The sequence below is a fragment of the uncultured Agrobacterium sp. genome, assembly GCF_913777885.1.
Classification (GTDB): Bacteria; Pseudomonadota; Alphaproteobacteria; order Rhizobiales; family Rhizobiaceae; genus Agrobacterium.
Map to the genome: position 1 here is coordinate 192,103 of NZ_CAJYTV010000016.1, position 23,077 is coordinate 215,179.

Annotated in this window: 21 protein-coding genes; 12 read left to right on the forward strand and 9 right to left on the reverse strand. The window is 58.0% G+C overall.

Annotated features, from left to right (window positions below; genetic code table 11):
* Positions 1 to 33 precede the first annotated feature (33 nt).
* A complete protein-coding gene (gene ubiB / locus QZ869_RS14480) occupies positions 34 to 1,608 on the forward strand; it encodes a 2-polyprenylphenol 6-hydroxylase (RefSeq protein WP_296015995.1) in 1,575 nt (524 codons plus the stop codon).
* A gap of 47 nt (positions 1,609 to 1,655) precedes the next feature.
* On the opposite strand, the gene hemW is transcribed toward ubiB, so the two are convergent.
* From hemW to rph, 3 genes are read right to left on the reverse strand one after another with little or no spacing between them, the layout of a single operon-like run.
* Positions 1,656 to 2,870, reverse strand: coding sequence for a radical SAM family heme chaperone HemW (gene hemW / locus QZ869_RS14485; protein WP_296105734.1), 1,215 nt, complete (start codon positions 2,868 to 2,870; stop codon positions 1,656 to 1,658).
* A gap of 8 nt (positions 2,871 to 2,878) precedes the next feature.
* On the reverse strand, positions 2,879 to 3,523 hold the full coding sequence (gene rdgB / locus QZ869_RS14490; RefSeq protein ID WP_296105608.1) for an RdgB/HAM1 family non-canonical purine NTP pyrophosphatase: 645 nt from the start codon (positions 3,521 to 3,523) through the stop codon (positions 2,879 to 2,881).
* Positions 3,524 to 3,537: 14 nt separating this feature from the next.
* Positions 3,538 to 4,254, reverse strand: a complete 717-nt coding sequence (gene rph, locus QZ869_RS14495) for a ribonuclease PH (protein WP_296105610.1) — start codon at positions 4,252 to 4,254, stop codon at positions 3,538 to 3,540.
* Between the two features lie 164 nt (positions 4,255 to 4,418).
* On the opposite strand from rph, the gene hrcA reads away from it, so the two are divergent.
* Both hrcA and grpE read left to right on the forward strand, forming a co-directional pair.
* Complete coding sequence (gene hrcA, locus QZ869_RS14500; RefSeq protein ID WP_296015999.1) at positions 4,419 to 5,510, forward strand: heat-inducible transcriptional repressor HrcA; 1,092 nt, start codon at positions 4,419 to 4,421, stop codon at positions 5,508 to 5,510.
* Between the two features lie 122 nt (positions 5,511 to 5,632).
* Positions 5,633 to 6,268 carry a nucleotide exchange factor GrpE gene (gene grpE / locus QZ869_RS14505; protein ID WP_296016000.1) on the forward strand — a complete coding sequence of 212 codons (636 nt, stop codon included), beginning with the start codon at positions 5,633 to 5,635 and terminating at the stop codon, positions 6,266 to 6,268.
* Positions 6,269 to 6,389: 121 nt separating this feature from the next.
* Here the strand turns inward: grpE and ptsN are convergent, their stop codons facing one another.
* The 6 genes from ptsN to lptC form a co-directional block, all read right to left on the reverse strand.
* Positions 6,390 to 6,851 (reverse strand): PTS IIA-like nitrogen regulatory protein PtsN, encoded by a 462-nt coding sequence (gene ptsN / locus QZ869_RS14510; RefSeq protein WP_296016002.1) that lies wholly within the window; start codon positions 6,849 to 6,851, stop codon positions 6,390 to 6,392.
* A 68-nt stretch (positions 6,852 to 6,919) separates the two neighbouring features.
* Positions 6,920 to 7,495, reverse strand: coding sequence for a ribosome-associated translation inhibitor RaiA (gene raiA / locus QZ869_RS14515; protein ID WP_296016004.1), 576 nt, complete (start codon positions 7,493 to 7,495; stop codon positions 6,920 to 6,922).
* Positions 7,496 to 7,720: 225 nt separating this feature from the next.
* A complete protein-coding gene (gene rpoN, locus QZ869_RS14520) occupies positions 7,721 to 9,262 on the reverse strand; it encodes an RNA polymerase factor sigma-54 (RefSeq protein ID WP_296083918.1) in 1,542 nt (513 codons plus the stop codon).
* Positions 9,263 to 9,470: 208 nt separating this feature from the next.
* Positions 9,471 to 10,277, reverse strand: coding sequence for an LPS export ABC transporter ATP-binding protein (lptB, locus tag QZ869_RS14525; RefSeq protein ID WP_296016007.1), 807 nt, complete (start codon positions 10,275 to 10,277; stop codon positions 9,471 to 9,473).
* A gap of 17 nt (positions 10,278 to 10,294) precedes the next feature.
* Positions 10,295 to 10,867, reverse strand: a complete 573-nt coding sequence (locus QZ869_RS14530) for an LptA/OstA family protein (RefSeq protein WP_296016008.1) — start codon at positions 10,865 to 10,867, stop codon at positions 10,295 to 10,297.
* 12 nt (positions 10,868 to 10,879) lie between these two features.
* Positions 10,880 to 11,545, reverse strand: a complete 666-nt coding sequence (lptC, locus tag QZ869_RS14535) for an LPS export ABC transporter periplasmic protein LptC (RefSeq protein WP_296016010.1) — start codon at positions 11,543 to 11,545, stop codon at positions 10,880 to 10,882.
* 347 nt (positions 11,546 to 11,892) lie between these two features.
* Here lptC and sppA point away from each other — a divergent pair, with 347 nt between their 5' ends.
* The 9 genes from sppA (at position 11,893) to QZ869_RS14580 (ending at position 23,070) form a co-directional block, all read left to right on the forward strand.
* Positions 11,893 to 12,846 (forward strand): signal peptide peptidase SppA, encoded by a 954-nt coding sequence (gene sppA, locus QZ869_RS14540; protein ID WP_296040804.1) that lies wholly within the window; start codon positions 11,893 to 11,895, stop codon positions 12,844 to 12,846.
* Between the two features lie 26 nt (positions 12,847 to 12,872).
* The gene (locus tag QZ869_RS14545; protein ID WP_062427118.1) at positions 12,873 to 13,178 is read left to right on the forward strand and encodes an integration host factor subunit beta; all 306 of its coding nucleotides are present in this window, start codon (positions 12,873 to 12,875) and stop codon (positions 13,176 to 13,178) included.
* An 84-nt stretch (positions 13,179 to 13,262) separates the two neighbouring features.
* The gene (locus QZ869_RS14550) at positions 13,263 to 13,604 is read left to right on the forward strand and encodes a LapA family protein (protein ID WP_062443025.1); all 342 of its coding nucleotides are present in this window, start codon (positions 13,263 to 13,265) and stop codon (positions 13,602 to 13,604) included.
* A gap of 192 nt (positions 13,605 to 13,796) precedes the next feature.
* Positions 13,797 to 14,930, forward strand: coding sequence for a class I SAM-dependent rRNA methyltransferase (locus QZ869_RS14555; protein WP_296083914.1), 1,134 nt, complete (start codon positions 13,797 to 13,799; stop codon positions 14,928 to 14,930).
* Complete coding sequence (locus QZ869_RS14560) at positions 14,927 to 15,784, forward strand: RNA methyltransferase (RefSeq protein ID WP_296040794.1); 858 nt, start codon at positions 14,927 to 14,929, stop codon at positions 15,782 to 15,784. The genes QZ869_RS14555 and QZ869_RS14560 overlap by 4 nt, the downstream gene beginning before the upstream one ends.
* Positions 15,784 to 16,278: a signal peptidase II gene (gene lspA / locus QZ869_RS14565; protein WP_296083910.1), complete on the forward strand. Its 495-nt coding sequence runs from the start codon at positions 15,784 to 15,786 to the stop codon at positions 16,276 to 16,278. Before QZ869_RS14560 ends, lspA begins: the two co-directional genes overlap by 1 nt.
* A 129-nt stretch (positions 16,279 to 16,407) precedes the next feature.
* On the forward strand, positions 16,408 to 17,289 hold the full coding sequence (locus tag QZ869_RS14570) for a GNAT family N-acetyltransferase (RefSeq protein ID WP_296105613.1): 882 nt from the start codon (positions 16,408 to 16,410) through the stop codon (positions 17,287 to 17,289).
* 152 nt (positions 17,290 to 17,441) lie between these two features.
* Positions 17,442 to 20,156, forward strand: coding sequence for a DNA mismatch repair protein MutS (gene mutS / locus QZ869_RS14575; protein ID WP_367115334.1), 2,715 nt, complete (start codon positions 17,442 to 17,444; stop codon positions 20,154 to 20,156).
* Between the two features lie 85 nt (positions 20,157 to 20,241).
* Positions 20,242 to 23,070, forward strand: a complete 2,829-nt coding sequence (locus QZ869_RS14580; RefSeq protein ID WP_296105615.1) for a [protein-PII] uridylyltransferase — start codon at positions 20,242 to 20,244, stop codon at positions 23,068 to 23,070.
* Positions 23,071 to 23,077: the final 7 nt, after the last annotated feature.

Here is a 23,077-nt window from a genome sequence, read left to right on the forward strand (position 1 = left end):
AATGGCATTTCCGGCACATAGCAAGGCATCCGCATGAGCACTCTCGGTGCATATTTTCGCCTGGCCAAGGTTGGCTGGGTTCTGGTTCGCGAGGGTGTGGTCCTAGCGCTCCCTGCCGAAGGGCTTCCAGCATCTGCCAAATTCGTCAAAGGCATGCTGAAACCGCTTGCGCGCAACACGGCGCTCAGAAGCGGGCGCAGCGACCGTCTCTCCAAGGCCGTCAGTCGGCTTGGACCATCCTACGTCAAGATGGGACAGTTTTTGGCGACCCGTCCAGACGTTGTGGGTGCGGACTTTGCCGAGGATCTGGCGGGTCTTCAGGATCGCATGGATTTCTTCCCGGTCGCCGCGGCCAAGGCGAATATCGAAGGCTCTCTCGGTCGTCCGATCTCTGAGCTCTATGTGGAGTTTGGTGGTCCGATAGCCGCCGCCTCTATAGCGCAGGTTCACCCGGCCGTCATCGATACGCCGGCAGGACGCAAGAAGGTGGCGGTCAAAGTTATCCGCCCCGGTGTCCGCCAACGCTTCCAGGACGATCTGGAAGCCATGTATCTGGTGGCTGATCTGCAGCAGCGTTTCGTTCGCTCCGCCCGGCGTCTAAGACCCGTCGAAGTCACAAAGACGCTGGAACAGACCACCAAGATCGAGATGGACCTGCGCCTCGAGGCGGCGGCTCTCTCCGAGCTTGCCGAAAACACGCAGGGCGATCCGGGCTTCCGGGTACCGGAGGTGGATTGGGAGCGCACCGGGCGCGATGTCGTGACCATGGAATGGATCGACGGCATCAAGATGTCGGACACCGAGGCTCTGAAAGCCGCCGGCCACGATCTGAATGCTTTGGCTGATACGCTGATCCAGTCCTTCCTGCGCCACACCTTGCGCGACGGCTTCTTCCACGCTGACATGCATCCCGGCAACCTCTTCGTCGATCCGAAGGGCATCATCGTGGCTGTCGACATGGGCATTGCCGGACGGCTGGGCAAAAAGGAACGTCGCTTCCTGGCGGAAATCCTCTATGGCTTCATCACCCGCGACTATATGCGCGTGGCAGAAGTGCATTTCGAGGCAGGCTACGTTCCAGCCCACCACGATATGGCAAGCTTCGCACAGGCCATTCGCGCCATTGGCGAGCCGATCCATGGTCAGCCTGCTGAAACCATCTCCATGGGCAAGCTGCTGACGCTGCTCTTCGAGGTTACCGAACTCTTCGACATGGAAACGCGCCCCGAACTGGTCATGCTGCAAAAGACCATGGTCGTCGTCGAAGGCGTCTCACGTATCCTCAATCCGCGCTTCAACATGTGGAAGGCCGCAGACCCCGTCGTCAGCGGCTGGATCCGCGATAATCTCGGGCCAAAGCGTATCGTCACCGATCTGAAGGACGGCGTGAAGGCAGCAATCAAGCTGGCGGAAGCGGCCCCTGAGATTGCCGCCAAGACCGAAAAGCTGCATTCCGAACTGATGTATATGAGCGAAAACGGCCTGCGTTTCGATGATCGCACGGCTGAAGCCATCGGCAAGGCGGAAGCACGTCACACCCGTTGGGGGCGTCTGGCGCTTTGGGTCATTGCAGCAACCCTTATTTATATTGCCTACAGGATCAGCTGATCAGCTCCATGGAGTCCTGCCGTAATGAACGCTTTGAGGCATCTGCCTCAAGCGAGATCGGCAACAACGGAATCCAGGATCAACATGCCGGACGGTGTGCAGCGAAGGCGTGAGTTTCCAAGACGTTCGACGAAACCGTGTTCCAGTAAAACGGCCTCGCGGTCCGGATCCAGATCGCGACCGGAAAATGCGCTCCAGCGGGCAAGATCGACGCCTTCGCGCAGGCGCAATCCCATGAGCAGCAACTCGTCGGCCTGTTCGTCAAGCCCCAGCAATTCCTGATCCACCATGCCGTGTCCATCGCGCTCCACTGATTGCAGCCATGTTTCAGGATGCCGCTCTGTGGCGGTCGCGAGTTTCTCACCGCCTTTTGTCAAGCGTCCATGGGCGCCGGGGCCGATTCCGGCATAGTCGCCATAGCGCCAATAGGTGAGGTTGTGGCGGCTTTCAGCACCGGGACGTGCGTGATTGGAAACCTCATAGGCCGGAAGCCCATGGCGCGCGGTGATCTCCTGCGTTGCTTCATAGAGCACTGCCGATTGCTCGCCATCCGGCACGATCAGCTTGCCTGCCTTATGCAGACCGTAAAAAGCGGTCCCTTCCTCGATGGTCAACTGGTAGAGCGACAGGTGGTCGACGGCATAGGAGATTGCCTCTTCAAGCTCCTTCTCCCACTCTTCTACCGTCTGATTGGGCCGGGCGTAGATAAGATCGAAAGACATGCGCGGAAAGATCTCGCGCGCCAGCCGGATGGCTTTGAGCGCGTCCGCGACATCGTGAAGGCGTCCAAGGAATTTCAGGTCGCGGTCATTCAGCGCCTGCACACCCATGGAAACGCGGTTGACGCCAGCTGCTCGATAACCACGGAAACGCTCTGCCTCGACGCTGGAGGGGTTAGCCTCCATGGTGATCTCGATGCCATCCGGCACACTCCAGCGGCGGGCGATACCGTCGAGGATTGCGCCGACCGTCTGCGGATCCATCAGCGACGGCGTGCCGCCGCCCATGAAAATGCTGGTGACGACCTTCGGGCCGCTCAACTGCCGTATCGTTTCCATTTCACGAAGGAAGGCGGCAACGAACCGCTCCTGATCCACCGGCTGGTGGCGGACATGGCTGTTGAAATCGCAATAGGGACACTTGGCCGCGCAGAAGGGCCAGTGAACATAGATGCCGAAGCCGGGTTCACCCGTATCCGGAAGAAGGTCCGCATATCCGGACGGATGTGCGCCGGGCGCAGGAAAAAGGCCGCTCCCGGTCATCGTGCTGCTCATGCCTCCAGGCAGGTTTCGACAAAGATCTTGAAAGCGCGTGCGCGGTGCGAAAGCGCTGTCGCATCGCCCTGGCGCCAGCCATGCTTCTCATCGGACGACATTTCGCCGAAGCTCGTCGCATAGCCTTTGGGCTGGAAGATCGGATCGTAGCCGAAGCCGCTCGTCCCACGCGGCGGCCAGACGATCGTTCCCTCCACCTCACCGCGGAAAAATTCGGTATGGCCGTCCGGCCAGGCGAGGCACAGCACGCTGACGAAGCGGCCGGTGCGTTGATCAGGTTTTGTCGCACCACGCTCCTGAAGCGCGTCTTCCACCTTCTGCATCGCCATGGCAAAGTCACGCGTGCCGTTACCGGTTTCAGCCCAGTCTGCGGTGTAGACGCCCGGCGCGCCGTCCAGCGCATCGATCACCAGACCGGAGTCGTCGGAGAGCGCCGGCATGCCGGATGCAGTGGCAGACGCCAGCGCCTTGATGGCAGCGTTTTCTTCGAAAGTCGTGCCGGTTTCGGCGGGTTCCTCGAAGTTCAATTCGGCTGCCGATTTTGCCGAAAACCCGAGTGGGCCGATTAGATCGGCGATCTCGGCGATCTTGCCCTTGTTGTGGCTGGCAACGACGATGGTTTTGGTGTCAAGCTTGCGCATGTTTCGCGTCCCGTTCAGGCAATCGCCTGCCTCTGCATCTCTACAAGATCGGCACAGCCGGCCTTGGCAAGGCCAAGCAGCGTCAGGAACTCTTCTTCCGAGAAAGGCTTGCCTTCCGCGGTCCCTTGAATTTCCACGATGCCGCCGGAACCGGTGATGACGAAATTCGCGTCCGTCTCGGCGGAGGAATCTTCCAGATAGTCGAGATCGATCACCGGCTGATTGGCGAAGATGCCGCAGGAGATGGCAGCGATATGGTCTTTGAGGACCTTCTCGACCTTCAGCATGTTGCGGCTTTCCATCCACTTCAGGCAGTCGTGAAGAGCAATCCAGGCACCGGTGATGGAGGCGGTGCGGGTACCGCCATCGGCTTGGATGACATCGCAATCGATGCTGATCTGTCGCTCGCCGAGCGCTTGCAAGTCGACGACTGCGCGTAGCGACCGACCGATGAGGCGCTGGATTTCCTGCGTCCTGCCACCCTGCTTGCCGGACGATGCTTCACGCTTCATGCGCTCATGAGTGGAGCGTGGCAGCATGCCATATTCTGCGGTGACCCAACCCTTGCCGCTATTGCGCAGCCACGGTGGCGTCTTGTCTTCGAGGCTTGCCGTCACCAGCACATGCGTATCGCCGAACTTGACCAGACAGGATCCTTCGGCATGCTTGGAAAAGTTGCGCTCGAAGGACACCTTGCGCATCTGGTCGGTTTTTCTGCCTGAAGGCCGCATATGATCTGTCTCCGTCTGTGATGCCCGCCTTCTAAGGTCAGGGAGCAGGTTTTGCAAAGGAAAAGCGGCACAGGTGGCCGAAGAGCCGAATTTCCGTTTTCACTTGGAAGACCGAGTGACTATATTCAGGACAGTCAAAAACAGCTTCGGGAAGAATGAGCGGCATGGGCATAACTCCTCCCATTGGCAAAGAGCCCGGCGCGCTTCTGGACGATCGTTCGCGAGAAATCTTCAGGCGCATCGTGGAAGGTTATCTCGAAACAGGCGAACCGCTCGGTTCGCGCAGTCTCTCGCGCCTGCTTCCCATGTCGCTGTCGCCTGCCTCCGTGCGCAATGTCATGAGCGATCTGGAGGAGCTCGGCCTCATCTACTCGCCGCATGTGAGTGCCGGTCGGCTGCCTACACAGACAGGATTGCGCTTCTTCGTCGACGCTTTCATGCAGGTGGGTGAATTGCCCGAGGCAGAGCGCGCCAATATCGACCGTCATATCGGCCCGATTTCGGGTCGCGAGCAGTCCCTGGAAGGCCTTCTCTACGAAGCGAGCAGCATGCTGTCCGGCATGTCGCGCGGAGCTGGGCTGGTGCTGACGGCCAAGAACGACGCCGTTCTGAAACATGTGGAATTCATCCGGCTCGAGCCCACGAAAGGGCTCGCGATTCTGGTCGGTGACCATAACCAGGTGGAAAACCGGATCATCGAACTGCCTGCCGGCATCACCTCGTCGCAATTGACCGAGGCTGCCAATTTTATCAATGCGCATCTCGGTGGCCAGACGCTGCCGGAACTGCGCTCCCAGATAGCGCGACAAAAGAATGAGCTTCAAAGCGCACTGAGTACGCTAGCGCAGGATCTGGTCGAGAGAGGGCTTGCCGTCTGGTCAGGCGACAATGAGGAAGGAAAACTTGGCCGTCTTATCGTGCGGGGCCGCTCCAATCTTCTCGAAGGACTGGCTGGCGAAGAGGATATAGATCGCGTTCGGCTTCTCTTTGACGATCTGGAGCGCAAGGAAAACCTGATCGAGATTCTCAATCTGGCGGAAACGGGTTCCGGCGTCAGAATCTTCATCGGCTCGGAGAACAAACTGTTTTCGCTTTCGGGCTCGTCGTTGATTGTCGCGCCCTACAAGGACGACGAGAACCGGGTGGTGGGTGCTGTCGGCGTTATTGGTCCGACCCGGCTCAACTATTCGCGGATCGTTCCCATGGTGGATTACACCGCCCAGATCATGGCGCGGCTCTCGACTAAGCGGCGCTAAGCGCGACGTTGATTGAAAAATTGCTCCTTTTCCCCGTAAGCCTTGATTTTTGCATGGCAAAGCTCGATATCGGGCTCAATCCAATTTGCAAGCCATAAGACACATTTAATCTGGAGAACGTCATGACTGATGACACCAACAAGACCGGACCTGACGCGGGCGCTGCCGACGATGCAGTGGAAGCGACCACGGCGGAAAATGCGGTGCCTGAGCAGGCAGAACCCGATCCAATCGATGTGCTGAAGGCGGAAAATGCCGATCTACGCGACAAGTTTCTGCGTTTGGCGGCTGAGATGGACAATCTTCGCCGTCGCACAGAACGTGAGGTCAAGGACGCAAAGGCCTATTCCGTCGCTGGATTCGCGCGCGATATGCTGGCCGTCTCCGACAACCTTCGCCGCGCGCTGGACACTATCCCGGAAGAGCTGAAGGCGAGCGCCGAAGCCAATATCAAAGGCTTGATCGAAGGCGTCGATATGACCGAACGCTCCATGCTGTCGGCACTCGAGCGTCACGGCGTGAAGAAGATCGAGGCCGAAGGCGAAAAATTCGATCCGAATTTTCATCAGGCCATGTTTGAAATCCCCAACACCACCGTACCGAACAACACCGTCGTTCAGGTGGTGCAGGCGGGCTTCACCATTGGCGACCGCGTTCTTCGCCCGGCCATGGTCGGCGTTGCAAAGGGTGGACCGAAGGCCGAAGCCTCTGCCGGTGCTGAACCCGGTACCAGCGTCTTCAATGAGAAAGACGCCTGAGAATTATCTTCGCTTCATCGGAGTGAATAAGTCAAAGGCCCGGACATCCTATCGATGTCCGGGCCTTTGCTCTATGGTATGAATGCCAGAACGACAGTTTTCGTGAAGCCTATTTCGGCGTTCAGGCGGCGTTCACCTGCTCTTGGTTAAGAAAGGTGTAAATCGCGGTATCGGAGTCTGTCGCACGAAGCTTCGCCACCAGTTCCGTATCGCGCAAGACGCGCGCGATGCGAGACAGAGCCTTGAGGTGGTCGGCGCCAGCGCCTTCGGGGGCAAGCAGGAGAAAGACCAGATCGACCGGCTGGTCGTCCAGCGCCTCGAAGTCGACGGGTGTTTCAAGGCGTGCGAATACCCCGGTGATGGAGGAGATGCTGCTGAGCTTTCCATGGGGAATGGCAATGCCGTGGCCGACGCCGGTGGAGCCAAGCCGTTCGCGCTGCAGGATGACGTCGAATATATCCCGCTCGGAAACCCCGGTGATACGGGATGCCTTTGCTGCCAGTTCCTGAAGGAGTTGCTTCTTGGAATTGACCTTGAGTGCGGGAATAATCGCATCCTGGTGCAGCAAATCTGCCAATGCCATTTCTTTTTCCTTCATGCCATCGAGACGAACCGGGAGACGCGTGAAGCGTCTCCCGGATCTTCTAGACTTCAGCTCTTGATCATCGCCGCGTCGATCCAGCCGATATTTCCATCGTGGCGACGGTAAACGATGTTGAGTTCTTTCGACGGGCTGCGGAACAGCAGAACTGGCTCGTCGGTCATATCTAGAGCCATGACTGCGCTCGCAACCGTCATGGTTTTGATCTGTTTGGAAGTCTCGGCCACGATCGTCGGGGCGAAATCTTCCGCGATTTCCTCATCCTCATCCGGAACTGCGTCCATCACCCTGTAGGCGACTTCCTCATCGATGCCTTTGGCGGATGAACCGTTATGGTGATCCTTCAGCCGGCGCTTGTAACGACGCAGGCGCTTTTCGATACGCTCTGCCGCCGCATCGAAACTGGCCTGCGGATCATTGGCCTGTCCTGCCGCGTGCAGAACAACCCCGGTGTCGAGGTGGATCTTGCAGTCTGAAGCAAAAAGCTGGCCCGACTTCGCGACCGTCACTTGGCCTGAATACCCCCCATCGAAGTATTTGGTAACGGCTTGGCTTATATTGTCCTCGATCTTTTGACGGAAAGACTCGCCCACATCCATATGTTTACCAGATACACGCACACTCATGGAATTTTTCCTTTTTCAGTGATTTGCGTGTACCAGCTTACGTCAAGCTGAGCGCTCATCCAAGCGTTTCGCGATCTCTTTCGCGTCTTTGCCGCCGAATGCCGCTGCCCCCTCAACGAAATTCCGCATTGAGGCCCCAGCCTCGTCTGCGGCGAGCTTCTAGCCTTGTCGGTATGGCAAGTCAATCGTCAATGTTAAGTGTTTGTAAAATATGAAAGAAAGGCGTTAAGCCGAAGCCAGTCGCGCAAGCGCTTTTTTCTCCCGACGTCGCTGAACGGAGGAGGGGATGTTCATCGCTTCACGATATTTTGCGACCGTGCGTCGCGCCAGATCAATGCCATTTTTCTTTAGCTGATCGACAATATCGTCATCGGAGAGAACGGACTCCGGGGCCTCCTGGGCAATCATCATACGTATACGATGTCGTACCGCTTCTGCTGAATGATTGTCGCCGCCTTCCGAGGAGCCGATCGAAACGCTGAAGAAATATTTGAGCTCGAAGACGCCTCTCGGCGTCAGCATGTATTTTCGCGACGTGACGCGGCTCACCGTCGATTCATGCATTTTGATGGCGTCGGCAACCTGCTTCAGATTGAGAGGACGAAGATGATCGACGCCATGCTGGAGAAACGCATCCTGCTGGCGCACAATTTCGCTTGCCACCTTCATGATGGTCCTCGCCCGCTGGTCGAGACTGCGTGTCAACCAGTTGGCCGTCTGCATGCACGTCGAGAGAAATTCGTCGTCTTCTCCTGCCCGGGGCTTCAACTTGGAAACCTCGGTGAAATAGCTGTGATTGACCAAGACACGCGGTAGCGTCTCTGGATTGAGGTCGATTAGCCAGCCATCATCGTTCGATGGATGAACGATGATGTCTGGAATGATGGTTTCGCACGCGCCTGTTTCGAAACCTGCGCCCGGCCGCGGATTGAGACTGCGGATCTCGCTCAGCATGTCGAGAAGATCATCCTCATCCACGTTACACAGCTTCTTCAGCGTAACGAAATCCCGCTTTGCCAGAAGTTCCAGATTGCCGACGAATGCACGCATGGCAGGGTCCAGACGGTCTTTCTGTTGAAGCTGGATGGACAGACATTCGCTTAACGTGCGGGCGAAGACGCCTGGCGGATCGAAGGTCTGGAGAATGCGTAGGACCCGCTCGACATCTTTTGCCGATCTGCCAAGGCGATCCGTAATATCGCTGATGGCGTCGACCGCGACATAACCGCTCTCGTCCAGATGATCGAGAAGGGCGTCGGCCGTCATGCGGTCAGTCGTGCCGGTAATCGAAAACGGCACCTGCTGTGCAATGTGGTCGTGCAGGCTCGGCTTACGCGCGACAAAATCATCAAGGTCGTAGTCGTCCGCGACCTCCGCGCCGGGCATAGACTTCCACTGTCCAAGAAGCTCCGGCGCATCTGCTCTGCGTCCGCTTTCGTCGTCTGGAAAGACATTGCCAAAATTGGTGTCCAGCGCTTCGTTGAGAATGGGCGCATCATCGGCATACCATTCGGTCGCTTCCGACGCGTGCGGCGGCTCTATCGCATCCGCAACGGGCGTCCCGTCCCTATTGTCATTGCTGAATGTTTCGCCAAACTCACTATCATTTGCCGCAATTTCAAGCAGAGGATTTTTTTCGACTTCCTGTGCGATGAAGTTGACCAGTTCCATATGCGTCATCTGAAGCAGCTGGATCGACTGCATCAGCTGCGGAGTCATCACAAGTGACTGATTTTGACGCAATAACAAGCTGGCTGACAAGGCCATGACCGACACTCGACTCCCAAACGAACCCCATTTTACCAGATTTTTTGATTTTTCGGTAAAACGAAAAGAACTTGGCCCAAAAATTGCGTTTTATTTGGGTTTGGTCAAGATCAAGACTAGGGAAGGTCGTAAGAATCTTTGCCGCAAAAAGACGTCAACTCATCATCTTACCGTCAGAAATCGAGGCCGTGCCTGGATCTGAGCAAGGCTAGAGGCTGAAGTTGTTTCCGAGGTAGAGGCGGCGAACATCGGCATTATTGACGATCTCGTCGGCGCGACCATGGGTCAACACTTCACCCGCATGGATGATATAGGCACGATCGATAAGGCCGAGTGTTTCACGGACATTATGGTCGGTAATCAAAACGCCGATCCCGCGCGCCGTCAAGTGGCGCACCAGATTCTGGATATCGCTGACGGAAATCGGATCGACGCCCGCAAAGGGTTCGTCCAGCAGCATGAAGGTGGGATCGGTTGCCAGAGCGCGCGCGATTTCAAGGCGACGACGTTCGCCGCCCGAAAGTGCAACCGCTGGGGATTTACGCAGCTGCGAAATATGGAACTCTTCAAGCAGCTCATCGAGCTTGCGGTTTCTCTTCTTGGCGTCCTTTTCGTGGACTTCCAGAACGGCAAGAATATTGTCCTCGACAGTCAGGCCGCGAAAGATCGATGCTTCCTGTGGAAGGTAGCCGACGCCAAGACGCGCACGGCGATACATCGGCATACCGGTCACATCGTTGCCGTTGATCGCGATCTTGCCGTCATCCACCGGCACGAGGCCGGTGATCATGTAAAAACAGGTTGTCTTGCCGGCACCGTTCGGCCCGAGAAGCCCGACAGCTTCCCCACGGCGCACGACGAGCGACACGCCATTGACGACACGGCGCGTATTATACGTCTTTGTCAGGCCATGCGCGATCAGCGTGCCTTCATAGCGAGCCTTCTCGGCTGCGCTCGCCGCATCTGCGGACGGACGTGCGGAATCTCTGCCAAGCAGCTTTGAAATCGAAGGCATTTTCACGATGATCAGACTTACTGCTTTTTCTGCGACTTGGGATCGAGCATGATGCGGACCGGGCCGCCACAGCTTTCAAGCTTCGCTTCGCCAGTATTCATCAGCACGGTCAGCTTGCAGCCGGTAAACACGTTGGTGTCCTGTGACAGGACGACTTGTTTGCCGGAAAGAGTGAAGGTCTGCGACGCCATGTCGAATTCACCATGATCGGCGGTCGCCTTTTGCGTACCGGATGTGAGGTAAACTGAGTTGTCGACAAAAATTTTGTCGATATCAGCGTTGCCGCCGGTGACCGATGTCGTCTGCCCGTCACCTTTGTTCTTGTAGAGAACCGTCATCTTGCCGGCCTGCAGCGTCGTGGTTCCCTGAACCACTTTCACGTTGCCCGTGAAGTAGGCCTTGTGCTCCTGGTCGCGAACCTCGAGCTGATCGCTTTCAATCGCAATCGGCTGGTCGCTGGAAAGCTTCATGCCGTCCATCTTGCTGGTCGTGTTCTGCGCCAATGCTGGGGCAGCCAGGCACGACAGGAGAAAGAGTGCCGGGATGCCGGCGGTCGTCTTGAAGTGGGACTTGCGGGAAATCTGCATCATCTGGTCGGGCTCTCACTTGCCTGCGTTCTGAATGGTGGATGCAGCAATACGAGCTCGTACCTGCCCCGAAAATACAATCGTTTTGCCATTATCGGCTATGCGTAGGCTTTCCGCAACAATCGAGCCCTCCTTCGTGGTGATGTCGACCCGCTGGTCGCTCTCCATCGTTCCCGCTTTAAGGTCGACGTTTGCAGACTGAAATCTGGCTTTTAGGCCATTGCTCAGATTGATGTCAAAGGGCGCGGTCATTTTCAACCGATTTGTCGTCCTGTCCAGGATGCCTTCCTGCGCCACCACCTGCGCCACGATATCGTTCATAGGTACGGCTGCCAACACTTTCTCGAGCGTCATGAGGTTGGGACTGGAAATATCCTGCAAGGCCCGATCGGCATTCATCGAATAATCGAAACCCTTGTTGTTTCGCCCCGCGAGAGCCGGTTTCTCCATCACGATCTTGCCGTCCTCGATCGAGGCGCTCTGTAGCGAAACCTCATCCGGAATCCATGTGCGGGCGAGCGATACTCCAATAAAGGCAAGCGAAATAGCGGTTGCCGCAATCGGAAGCGCGACCTTCAGCCGTCTCACGCGCGCAGAGTGCCGCTTAGCCATAGCATACGCGTCTGACATCTTGTCAGCCGCCGCCATGCCGGGTGCCGCCTGGTTAAGTCTTTCGAGCATTCGTCAAATCCGGGGACCTCCTCATACACTCCAAGGTGGTATGCTGGCCCTCTACATGTTTATCTAATGTGTTTGGCACGATGGCCTTGCTCTGCCAATATGGTTTTTCTCAGAAAGAGCGCAAGAGCCGGGTGTTTTTTATAAATTTCAACCTTCGTTAAGGTCTCGCGCTTGCAAGAGGCCGTTACAAGGTTCATATGCCGGAGGCGAGATTGGAGCTTGGAGCGCCTGGCGTCCATGGACGCAAAAAGGCCGCTCTGTCTTTTTTAATTTACGCATCGTGCTTTGCGAAAACCGTTCCGATTTTCGTGCCGATGCTGTTGTTGCCCTGAAGCGAAGGTGATTTGATGGACCAGATGGCAATCGCAGACCGCAGGCAACTGCGCCGCAAGCTCACATTCTGGCGGGTGGCTGCTGTTCTGTTGGCTGTTGCGGCTCTCTTTGCCCTTTACCGATTCACACTCGCAGCGCCTGAATCGAGTGCTCGGCCCCACATCGCCAAGATCGAGATCAGTGGCTTGATCCAGGACGACACCGAGCTCTTGGAGCGGCTTCAGAAAATCGCCGACAGCACCAGCGCTCAAGGCCTGATCGTCTCCATTTCTTCGCCCGGGGGCACTACTTATGGCGGCGAGCGCATTTTCAAGGCGATCCGCGCGGTGTCTGAGAAAAAGCCTGTAGTATCCGATGTCCGCACGCTTGCGGCGTCTGCCGGATATATGATCGCCACCGCTGGAGATACCATCATTGCGGGCGACACATCCATCACCGGTTCCATCGGCGTCATCTTCCAATACCCGCAAGTAGGGCCGCTGCTCGATAAGCTTGGCGTATCGCTACAGGAAATCAAATCCTCCCCGATGAAGGCGGAGCCGTCCCCTTTCCACGAACCGCCTGAAGAATCGAAAGTCATGATCCGCAATATGATCATGGACAGCTACAACTGGTTTGTGGATCTGGTGGCCGATCGCAGAAAGCTTCCTCGCGAAGAGGTGTTGAAGCTTGCTGACGGATCGATTTTCACCGGCCGTCAGGCTATTGCGGTCAAACTTATCGATACGCTGGGCGGCGAAAAGGAGATCAAATCCTATTTCGAAAGCCGCGGCCTGCCCAAGGATCTGCCGATCGTTGAATGGACTGCCCCCTCGAAGCGCTCGCCCTTTTCCATCTTCAGCATCGCAGGCCTTGCAAAAATGCTGGGCCTCGACGCGTTTTTGCCGATTGCAGCGCCGAGCCAACTCAGCACCGACAAGTTGTTTCTTGACGGTCTTGTTTCGGTTTGGCAGGTTGATGGCCGTTAAAAGACCAATCCTTTCAGGGGGCAATCGTGATTAAGTCTGAACTGGTGCAGATTGTTGCTGCGCGTAACCCGCACCTGTATCACCGCGATGTCGAAAATATCGTCAACGCGGTTCTCGATGAAATCACCGATGCGCTCGCAGCCGGTAACCGGGTCGAACTCCGCGGATTTGGCGCTTTCTCCGTCAAGAACCGGCCCTCTCGTTCTGGACGGAACCCGCGCACGGGTGAGTCCGTTTTTGTAGAGGAAAAATGGGTTCCCTTCTTCAAGACCGGCAAAGAGCTTCGCGAAAGGCTCAACCCGGGCATGGGCGACGTCGAAGACGAGGATTGAGCATAATCGACGCTCGACAATCCTTAAGTCCGGCGTGACGTTCGTCCAGATTGCATGAAGGCCCCCAAAGACGGAGTACCTTGAATGTCGAAGAAGATCGTCAACCTGTTGATCCTTTTGCCACTGGCCATCATTCTGATCATCCTGTGCGTGGCAAACCGCGAGAGTGTGACACTGGCGCTCAATCCGTTCCAACCCAGTGACAGCGTTCTCTCGTTTACCGCACCCTTCTTCGTTTTCATTTTTCTGTCGGTTTTGTTCGGCATTCTGCTCGGCTCTGCAGCGACCTGGATTTCGCAGGGCAAGCACCGCAAGCGCGCTCGTCTCGAGGCGCGAGAAGCCATTCGCTGGCACGATGAGGCCACCAAGGCAGCGGCTAACACGCAAACGGCATCACCCGTGTCGAGACAGCTTGCCGCAAAATAGGCGGCGGCTCTTGGTTCTTTGATCCGTCGCCACGGCGCATCATTTTGCCACGCCCTTTGATAATCCCCCATTCTAGTGATATGCGCTTTCCAACCGCATCCGGGCCGCCGTTGGCCCGGGATGCAGACAGGAAAGCGCGAGTGGTATGGCCATTCTCCGTACCTCTCGCGTCGAGACGTGGAAAGACCGTCGTTGAAGAAGAAAGACAACCGCCAGGGCGCAAAACCGCGCGCCGGACAGGACAATCGCTCAGGCAAGCCCGGCAGCAAGCCGCCTCGCCAGAAGGACGCTGCGCGCGCACGCGCTCCAGATTACGTTCGCCCCGCTGCCACCGCCCAAAAGGAAAAGGTGCAAGCCTCCGCTCCAGCCGTCGAAGCAACCCCTCCACGCCCGTTGAAGGAGCGTTCCGGGACACTTCCGACAGAACAGGTGCCGGTCATCCTCGAATCGCTCGGCGCCGGTGACTTTCACCTGATCGACAGCGGCAACGGCCTGAAGCTCGAACAATATGGCGAGTACCGAATCGTTCGCCCCGAAGCGCAGGCGCTCTGGCGCCCAAGCTTGGCGGAGCGCGTGTGGGACAATGCCGATGCGATCTTTACCGGCGATACGGATGAAGAAGGCAGTGGCCGCTGGCGTTTTCCCAAACAGGCGCTTGGCGAGACATGGCCGCTCTCTCTGCTCGGCGTTGATTTTCTCGGCCGCTTCACCGCGTTTCGCCATGTTGGTGTTTTCCCGGAACAGATCGTTCATTGGGAATGGCTGAAGCAGACCATCGAGAAGGCCGACCGCCCGCTCAAGGTTCTGAACCTGTTCGGTTACACCGGTGTCGCCTCGCTCGTCGCGGCTTCCGCGGGAGCGGAAGTCACCCATGTGGACGCGTCAAAGAAGGCGATTGGCTGGGCGCGCGAAAACCAGAGGCTTGCTGGGCTTGAAAACGCGCCGATCCGCTGGATCTGCGAAGACGCCATGAAATTTATCCTGCGCGAGGAGCGTCGTGGCAACAGCTACGATATTATCCTCACCGATCCACCGAAGTTTGGCCGCGGAACCCATGGCGAGATCTGGGATCTCTACGATCACCTGCCGCTAATGCTGGATGTCTGCCGCGAGATCCTGTCGCCCGAGGCGCTCGGCTTCGTGCTGACCGCCTATTCCATTCGCGCCAGCTTCTATTCCATGCATGAGTTGATGCGCGAAACCATGCGCGGTGCAGGAGGCGAAGTGGCCTCAGGCGAACTGGTGATCCGCGAAGCGGGTCTCGATGGAAAGACGCCGGGCCGCGTGCTTTCAACCTCTCTCTTCAGCCGTTGGGTGCCGAAATGAACGACCGCCATGAAAACGGCCCACGCAGGGTGGGGCAGGTCAAGGAAGTCACCAGCCTTGCCAACCCGATCATCAAGGACATCAAGAACCTTACCCAGAAAAAAGGCCGCGAAGAAAGCGGTACCTTCATGGCGGAAGGGCTGAAGCTCGTCATCGATGCGCTGGAGCTTGGCTGGACGATCCGCACGCTGGTCTATGCCAAGGCCGCCAAGGGCAAGCCGCTGGTCGAGCAGGCCGCGGTCAAAACGGTGGCGTCGGGCGGTCTCGTGCTGGAAGTCAGCGAGAAAGTCATCTCGTCCATCACCCGTCGCGATAATCCGCAGATGGTCGTCGGCATATTCGACCAGAAATGGAAGCCTCTTCGAGACATCAGACCGGCTGCGGGCGAAACTTATGTCGCGCTCGACCGGGTGCGCGACCCCGGCAATCTCGGCACGATCATCCGCACGGCGGATGCAGCCGGTGCCTCGGGCGTGATCCTTGTCGGCGAGTGTACCGATCCCTTCTCCCTCGAAACCGTGCGTGCCACCATGGGTTCAGTCTTCGCCATGCCAGTGGCGCGCGCTTCGGTCGACGAGTTCCTGAGCTGGCGAAAGGGTGCTGGTGTCAGTGTCGTCGCAACCCATCTTGCCGGCTCGGTGGACTACCGCACGATCGATTACAAGCGGAAGCCGGTCGTGCTCCTAATGGGCAACGAGCAGTCGGGCCTTCCGCCGGAGCTTTCCTCTCAGGCCGACCAGCTTGCCCGCATCCCGCAACAGGGCCGCGCCGACTCTCTCAATCTGGCGATCGCAAGCGCAGTCATGCTGTTTGAAGCGCGCCGTCATCTTCTCGAACTTGCGACGGTAAAGTAATGGCTAAGCCCGCTCTCTTCTCCAGACCCGCTCCCGCCATCGCTTTTATTCTTCTGGCGGTGATTGCTGATCAGGTGATCAAGCTTCTGGTGGAAAAATATCTCCCTTTGCAGGAGATGGTGCCGGTCATCCCGTTTCTGGCGCTTTACCGCACCTATAATCTCGGCGTGGCCTTTTCCATGTTGTCTGGCATGGAAGGCTGGGCCATCGTCACCATGCGGCTCCTGATCGTCGCCTTCGTCATTTGGCTCTGGCGCAAGACCGATGGTGAGCGCACCTTCGCCCATCTCGGCTTTGCGCTGATCATCGCGGGTGCTGCTGGAAACATCTTCGACCGTTTTCTCTACGGGCATGTGGTGGACTACATTCTCTTCCACACGGAGACATGGTCGTTTGCCGTGTTCAACCTGGCCGATTCCTTCATCACCATCGGTGCGGGCTGCGTCATTCTCGACGAATTGCTCCATGCAAAGTCAGCAAGAAAGAAGACTTAACGCACCCCCTGAGACAGTGCGCGGCAAAATTTAACTTACGCTACGTCACTTACGCGGCTAACTGTCACTGTTTTGTCGTCAAGAAGTGATTTATGACGCCAAGATCAAACGGTGGCGGGGCGATTCTCCATGGTCTCGGAAGTTCTGGAACGCAGCATCATTGGCAAGAGCTTGGGCGGCGCTGTTTTGCCGGCTGCCGAAAAGCGAGAGGCCGATGTTTTTGGCCGTATCGGCTCCCTCGAAACGCGCCTTGCCAGAAACGAGCGCGAGATTGACGCGGCCCAGCAGGTGCGCTTCCGCGTCTTCGTCGATGAAATGGGTGCGAGGCTTCCCGCAGACGCGATGCGCCGGAGACGCGATATCGATGCTTTCGATGCCGTTTGCGACCATCTCCTTGTTCTCGACAACGCTATCGAAGGGGATCCAGAAGATCAGATTGTCGGGACATATCGCCTGCTGAGGCAAGAGACGGCGCAGGCAAACAAGGGTTTTTATTCGGCGAGCGAGTTCAATATCGAAGGCCTGATTGCGCGCCATCCGGGCAAGCGCTTTATGGAGCTCGGCCGCTCCTGCGTCCTGCCGGAATACCGCACGAAGAGAACTGTCGAGCTTCTGTGGCAGGGCAACTGGGCCTATGCCGTTCGTCATCGCATGGATGCGATGATTGGCTGTGCATCCTTCCCCGGCATCCAGCCGGAAGCCCATGCGCTGGCGCTCTCCTTCCTGCATCACACCTGCGGCGCCAAGGACGACTGGCGCGCTGAAGCGTTGTCGGAACTCTATCGCGAGATGGACATGATGCCGCTCGAAGCCATCAATCCGCGCCGGGCGCTGAATGCCATGCCGCCGCTGATCAAGGGCTACATGCGCCTTGGCGCCATGTTCGGCGCGGGAGCCGTGGTCGATCAGGCTTTCAATACCACCGACGTCCTGGTCATTCTGCCGGTGTCGTCGATAGCCGGTCGCTACATCACCTACTATGGCGGGGATGCCGAGCGCTTTAACGGCTGATGCCGTCCGAACCTTGCCGTCGATTGACGGTGGTTCTTGCGCAGACTGTCAAGCTTCCTGTGGGTTCGTCGTTGTGCGTGTTGTCCTTGAGGGATCGCACCGGTAGTCTTCGGCTTTGTTTTCTTGAGCCTCAAGCAGATACGATCAAGCCATTGACGGACGTCCATTCCACCGCCTCGCTCATTTCCGAAGAAAGCCGCGCATCGGCAACGCCGATGATGGAGCAGTATATCGAGATCAAGGCGAATAACCCCGGTTCGCTGCTTTTCTATCGCATGGGCGATTTCTACGAACTGTTCTTCGAAGATGCGGTGGAAGCGTCGAGGGCGCTCGGGATCACGCTGACCAAGCGTGGCCAGCATATGGGCCAGGATATCGCCATGTGCGGCGTGCCGGTTCATGCGGCGGACGACTATCTTCAAAAGCTCATCATGCGCGGTTATCGCGTTGCCGTCTGCGAGCAGGTGGAAGATCCGGCAGAAGCCAAGAAGCGCGGCTCGAAATCCGTCGTTAAACGCGATGTCGTGCGACTCGTAACCCCCGGTACCCTTACCGAGGAAAAGATGCTCTCGCCGACTGAATCCAACTATCTCATGGCGCTTGCCCGCATCCGCGGCAGTTCGGAAGCGCAATTCGCGCTTGCCTGGATTGATATTTCCACCGGCGTTTTCCGGCTGGCGGAAACCACGCTGACGCGTCTGCTTGCCGATATATGGCGCATCGATCCGCGTGAGCTGATCGTGGCCGACAGCCTGTTTCACGATGAGGAACTGCGCCCGACCTTCGACATGCTGGGTCGCGTGGCCGTCCCGCAGCCTGCCGTCCTCTTCGATAGCGCGACTGCAGAGGGGCGCATCGCCCGCTACTTCAACGTTTCGACGCTGGATGGCTTCGGCGCGTTCTCTCGCGTCGAACTGGCCGCCGCCGCCGCTGCCGTGGCCTATGTGGAAAAGACCCAGATTGCCGAACGTCCGCCGCTCGGTGCGCCGGAACGGGAAAGCTCTGCCTCGACGCTGTTCATCGATCCTGCCACCCGCGCAAACCTGGAGCTGACCAGGACGCTTGCCGGAGAGCGGGACGGATCGCTGCTTCAGGCCATCAACCGCACGGTCTCCGGCGGTGGGGCGCGGTTACTGGCCGAAAGATTGATGTCGCCGCTGACCGATCCCGACAGGATCAACGCTCGTCTCGATGCGGTCGCGTATCTGATCGACGATGTGTCCTTGAGCGATGGCTTGCGCGACGCGCTGAAACAGGTGGCGGACATGCCGCGTGCGCTGTCACGCCTGGCGCTCGAGCGTGGTGGACCGCGTGATCTTGGCGCCATCCGCCAAGGACTGGCCGCTGCGGCCATCGTCGGGCAATTGCTCGACCAGGGGCTGTTGCCGGATGAGTTGGCCGAGGCACTCGCCGATCTGAAAGCATTGCCTTCTGCGCTCGAAGCCATGCTGTCGGAGATGTTGGCGGACGATCTGCCACTTCTGAAGCGCGATGGTGGCTTCGTCCGTGAAGGGTCGAATGCCGAGCTTGACGAGGTGCGTGCATTGCGCGACCAGTCGCGCCGGGTGATTGCCGGGCTGCAACTGCAATATGCAGAAGAGACCGGCATCAAGTCGCTGAAGATCAAGCATAATAATGTGCTCGGCTACTTCATAGAGGTCACGGCTGGCAATGCGGACGTGATGATGGGCAGCGACGAGGCCAAGGCCCGCTTCATTCATCGCCAGACAATGGCGGGCGCCATGCGCTTCACGACGACTGAGCTTGCCGATCTGGAAAGCCGTATCGCCAATGCCGCCGCCCAGGCGCTGACCATGGAATTGCAGGCTTTCGATCGGATGGTGCAGGCGGTCGTGGCTGAGGCCGAAGTCATTAAGGCGGGCGCACTGGCGCTTGCGGCCATCGATGTCGCGACAAGCCTCGCGCATCTAGCCTCCGAACAGGCCTATTGCCGTCCGGTGGTCGATAGCTCCATGACGTTTGCGATCCGCGGCGGGCGTCATCCGGTTGTGGAGCAGGCGCTGCGCCGACAGTCGAGCGGTCCTTTCATCGCGAACAACTGCGATCTCTCTGCCACCGACGGCAATCGCAATGGCGCGATCTGGATGCTGACCGGCCCGAACATGGGTGGTAAGTCCACCTTCCTGCGCCAGAATGCGCTGATCGCTATCCTCGCCCAAATCGGATCATTCGTGCCGGCGGAAGCCGCCCATATCGGCATCGTCGACCGCCTGTTCTCGCGCGTCGGCGCTTCCGACGATCTTGCCCGCGGCCGCTCGACCTTCATGGTGGAAATGGTCGAGACGGCGGCGATACTCAATCAGGCAACCGAACGTTCGCTTGTCATTCTCGATGAGATCGGACGCGGCACCGCGACCTTCGATGGTCTCTCCATCGCCTGGGCAACCGTCGAGCATCTGCATGAGCTCAACCGTTGCCGCGGTCTTTTCGCCACCCACTTCCATGAGTTGACGGTACTCTCCGAAAAGCTCGGACGTCTTTCCAACGTCACGATGAAAGTGCGCGAATGGGAAAGCGATGTTATCTTTCTGCATGAGGTCGGACCAGGGGCCGCAGATCGCTCCTATGGCATTCAGGTGGCGAAGCTTGCAGGTCTCCCTTCCGCTGTGGTGGAGCGCGCGCGAGAAGTTCTAAATCAGCTTGAAGATGCCGATCGCAAGAACCCGGCGAGCCAGTTGATCGACGATCTGCCGCTTTTTCAGGTGGCGGTCAGGCGCGAAGCGGCGCGGCCAGGTGGCAACTCCCAGGTGGATGAGGCGTTGAAAGCGCTCAACCCCGATGAGATGACACCACGCGAGGCACTGGACGCGCTCTATGCGCTCAAGAAACAACTTGGCAACGCTTGACGCGTAGAGTGCCTGTCCATTCGGCCTAAAAATCGCTATAGCGCTGTGCCAGCAGCGCAAGACGCATGGAATGGATACCGGCTCAATGGCCTCTAAGGATTTGGATTTCTCCGCGATACTGGATGTCGCAGCACTCAAGCACGAATGCGACCTCGTCTTTCAAGGCGACGGAAAGCGCGTTTCCGATGTGCGTTCCGATCTTCTGCCGATCTTCAAAAAGGCGAGCAATGATGGGCGGCAGAGAGCGCGTGATCTGTTGGATTCTGAAGGCGGCGGCATCGACTGCGCGCGGCGCATTTCCTGGCTCCAGGATCGTTTGATCGAGGTGCTGTACGATCTGGCCTGCCAATATGTTTATCCAAAGGATGCGCCCCACATCGCAATTACCGCTGTCGGTGGTTATGGACGCGGAACGCTGGCGCCGGGCTCGGACATCGACCTCCTGTTCTTGCTGCCGCTGAAGAACACGCCGGATATGCACAAGGCGATCGAGTTCATTCTCTACATTCTCTGGGATGTGGGGTTCAAGGTCGGTCACGCCACCCGTACTGTGGACGAGTGCATCAAACTGTCCAAAGCGGATATGACGATCCGTACCGCCATTCTCGAAATGCGTCCGATCTGCGGAAAGAAGTCTCTCGCCGACGAGCTGGAGCGACGCTTCGAAACCGAGGTCGTTACGAGTAGCGGCCCAGAATTCATCGCCGCCAAGCTTGCCGAGCGCGACCAGCGCCACCGCAAGGCAGGCGACACGCGCTATCTGGTCGAACCGAATGTGAAGGAAGGTAAAGGCGGTCTTCGCGACCTGCACACACTGTTCTGGATCGCCAAGTATTACTACCATGTGCGCGATACGGCGGAACTCGTAAAGCTTGGCGTTCTGTCCAGAAGCGAACTGAAGCTGTTCGAAAAGGCCGACGATTTTCTCTGGGCGGTGCGCTGCCAGATGCATTTCATCACTGGCAAGGCAGAGGAGCGTCTGTCCTTCGACATCCAGCGCGAAATCGCAGCTGCCTTGCACTACCAGCCACGACCCGGCCTATCGGCGGTCGAACGCTTCATGAAGCATTACTTCCTCGTGGCCAAGGATGTCGGCGACCTGACACGCATTCTCTGCGCCGCGCTTGAGGATCGTCAGGCGAAGGACGTTCCAGGCCTCTCCGGCGTCCTCAGCCGTTTTGCCCATCGGCTTCGCAAGATTCCTGGCTCCACCGAGTTCGTCGAAGATCGCGGCCGCATTGCGCTTGCCAATGCCGATGTCTTCCGCAACGATCCGGTCAGCCTGATCCGGCTCTTCCATGTGGCCGATATCAACAATCTCGAGCTACACCCGGATGCCCTTCGTGTTGTCACCCGCTCGCTCGGTCTCATCAATCACGAGCTTCGCGAGAATGAGGAAGCCAATAGGCTGTTTCTTGCGATCCTCACCTCGAAACGCGATCCCGCGCTGACGCTGCGGCGGATGAACGAGGCTGGCGTTCTTGGCAAGTTCATTCCCGAGTTTGGTAAGATCGTCGCGATGATGCAGTTCAACATGTATCACCACTATACGGTCGATGAGCATCTGATCCGCTCGGTGGCCGTTCTCTCCGAGATCGAGAAGGGTCAGGCGATCGATACCCACCCGCTCGTCAATCAGTTGATGCCAGGCATCGAGGATCGCGACGCTCTATATGTGGCTGTCCTTCTCCACGACGTGGCGAAAGGCAGGCAGGAGGATCACTCGATTGCCGGCGCGCGCGTTGCGCGTAGGCTCTGCCAGCGCTTCCGCCTCTCCACCAAGCAGACCGAAACGGTCATGTGGCTGATCGAGCAGCATCTCCTGATGTCGATGGTGGCGCAGACCCGCGATCTGCACGACCGCAAGACGATCACCGATTTTGCCGACAAGGTGCAGTCGATGGAGCGGTTGAAGATGCTCTTGATTCTGACCGTTTGCGATATTCGCGCCGTCGGGCCGGATGTCTGGAATGGCTGGAAGGGGCAGTTGCTGCGTACGCTGTACTACGAAACCGAGCTTCTTCTCTCCGGCGGCTTTTCGGAAAGCTCACGCAAGGAGCGTGCGAAGGTCGCCCGTCAGCGCCTTTACGATGCACTGGACGACTGGGGTCAGAAAGCACGGCGCAAATACATCAACCTGCATTACGATGCCTATCTGCTCTCGGTCGCGCTCGAAGATCAGATCCGCCACACCCGCTTCCTGCGCGAGGCGGACAAGCAGGAAAAAGCGTTGGCCACGATGGCCCGCACCCATTCCTTTCACGCCATCACCGAGATCACCGTCCTGGCGCCCGACCATCCGCGGCTGCTGTCAATCATCACCGGTGCATGTTCGGCCGCCGGCGCCAATATCGCCGATGCGCAGATCTTTACCACATCGGATGGCCGCGCACTCGACACCATCCTGATCAACCGCGAGTTCCCTATCGACGAGGATGAAACTCGCCGCGCCAATAATATCGGCAAGCTGATCGAAGAGGTTCTGGCTGGCAAGAAGCGGCTTCCGGAAATCATTGCGACGCGCACCAAGAGCCGCAAGAAGAGCAAGACTTTCAACATCCCGCCATCCGTCACCATCTCCAATGGGCTTTCCAACAAGTTCACCGTCATCGAGGTGGAATGCCTTGACCGCCCGGGCCTGCTTGCGGATATGACGGCGGTGCTGGCGGATCTGTCGCTCGACATCACCTCGGCACGCATTACCACCTTCGGCGAAAAAGTCATCGATACTTTCTACGTCACTGACCTCTTCGGCCAAAAGGTGATGACTGAAAACCGCCAATCCAACATCGCGCTGCGGCTGAAAGCCGTTATGGCCGAGCAGGAAGACGAGTTACGCGACCGCATGCCATCCGGCATCATCGCGCATCCCGATGTGGCAGCACTTCCTGCAGCCCGAACCGCAAAGGTTTGAACATAAA

Bases quoted from the DNA above. Each gene is read 5' to 3' on its own strand.
- ubiB (WP_296015995.1), top strand. From the start codon at position 34: ATGAGCACTCTCGGTGCATATTTTCGCCTGGCCAAGGTTGGCTGGGTT.
- hemW (WP_296105734.1), bottom strand. From the start codon at position 2,870: ATGACCGGGAGCGGCCTTTTTCCTGCGCCCGGCGCACATCCGTCCGGA.
- rdgB (WP_296105608.1), bottom strand. From the start codon at position 3,523: ATGCGCAAGCTTGACACCAAAACCATCGTCGTTGCCAGCCACAACAAG.
- rph (WP_296105610.1), bottom strand. From the start codon at position 4,254: ATGCGGCCTTCAGGCAGAAAAACCGACCAGATGCGCAAGGTGTCCTTC.
- hrcA (WP_296015999.1), top strand. From the start codon at position 4,419: ATGGGCATAACTCCTCCCATTGGCAAAGAGCCCGGCGCGCTTCTGGAC.
- grpE (WP_296016000.1), top strand. From the start codon at position 5,633: ATGACTGATGACACCAACAAGACCGGACCTGACGCGGGCGCTGCCGAC.
- ptsN (WP_296016002.1), bottom strand. From the start codon at position 6,851: ATGGCATTGGCAGATTTGCTGCACCAGGATGCGATTATTCCCGCACTC.
- raiA (WP_296016004.1), bottom strand. From the start codon at position 7,495: ATGAGTGTGCGTGTATCTGGTAAACATATGGATGTGGGCGAGTCTTTC.
- rpoN (WP_296083918.1), bottom strand. From the start codon at position 9,262: ATGGCCTTGTCAGCCAGCTTGTTATTGCGTCAAAATCAGTCACTTGTG.
- lptB (WP_296016007.1), bottom strand. From the start codon at position 10,277: ATGCCTTCGATTTCAAAGCTGCTTGGCAGAGATTCCGCACGTCCGTCC.
- QZ869_RS14530 (WP_296016008.1), bottom strand. From the start codon at position 10,867: ATGATGCAGATTTCCCGCAAGTCCCACTTCAAGACGACCGCCGGCATC.
- lptC (WP_296016010.1), bottom strand. From the start codon at position 11,545: ATGCTCGAAAGACTTAACCAGGCGGCACCCGGCATGGCGGCGGCTGAC.
- sppA (WP_296040804.1), top strand. From the start codon at position 11,893: ATGGACCAGATGGCAATCGCAGACCGCAGGCAACTGCGCCGCAAGCTC.
- QZ869_RS14550 (WP_062443025.1), top strand. From the start codon at position 13,263: ATGTCGAAGAAGATCGTCAACCTGTTGATCCTTTTGCCACTGGCCATC.
- QZ869_RS14560 (WP_296040794.1), top strand. From the start codon at position 14,927: ATGAACGACCGCCATGAAAACGGCCCACGCAGGGTGGGGCAGGTCAAG.
- lspA (WP_296083910.1), top strand. From the start codon at position 15,784: ATGGCTAAGCCCGCTCTCTTCTCCAGACCCGCTCCCGCCATCGCTTTT.
- QZ869_RS14570 (WP_296105613.1), top strand. From the start codon at position 16,408: ATGGTCTCGGAAGTTCTGGAACGCAGCATCATTGGCAAGAGCTTGGGC.
- QZ869_RS14580 (WP_296105615.1), top strand. From the start codon at position 20,242: ATGGCCTCTAAGGATTTGGATTTCTCCGCGATACTGGATGTCGCAGCA.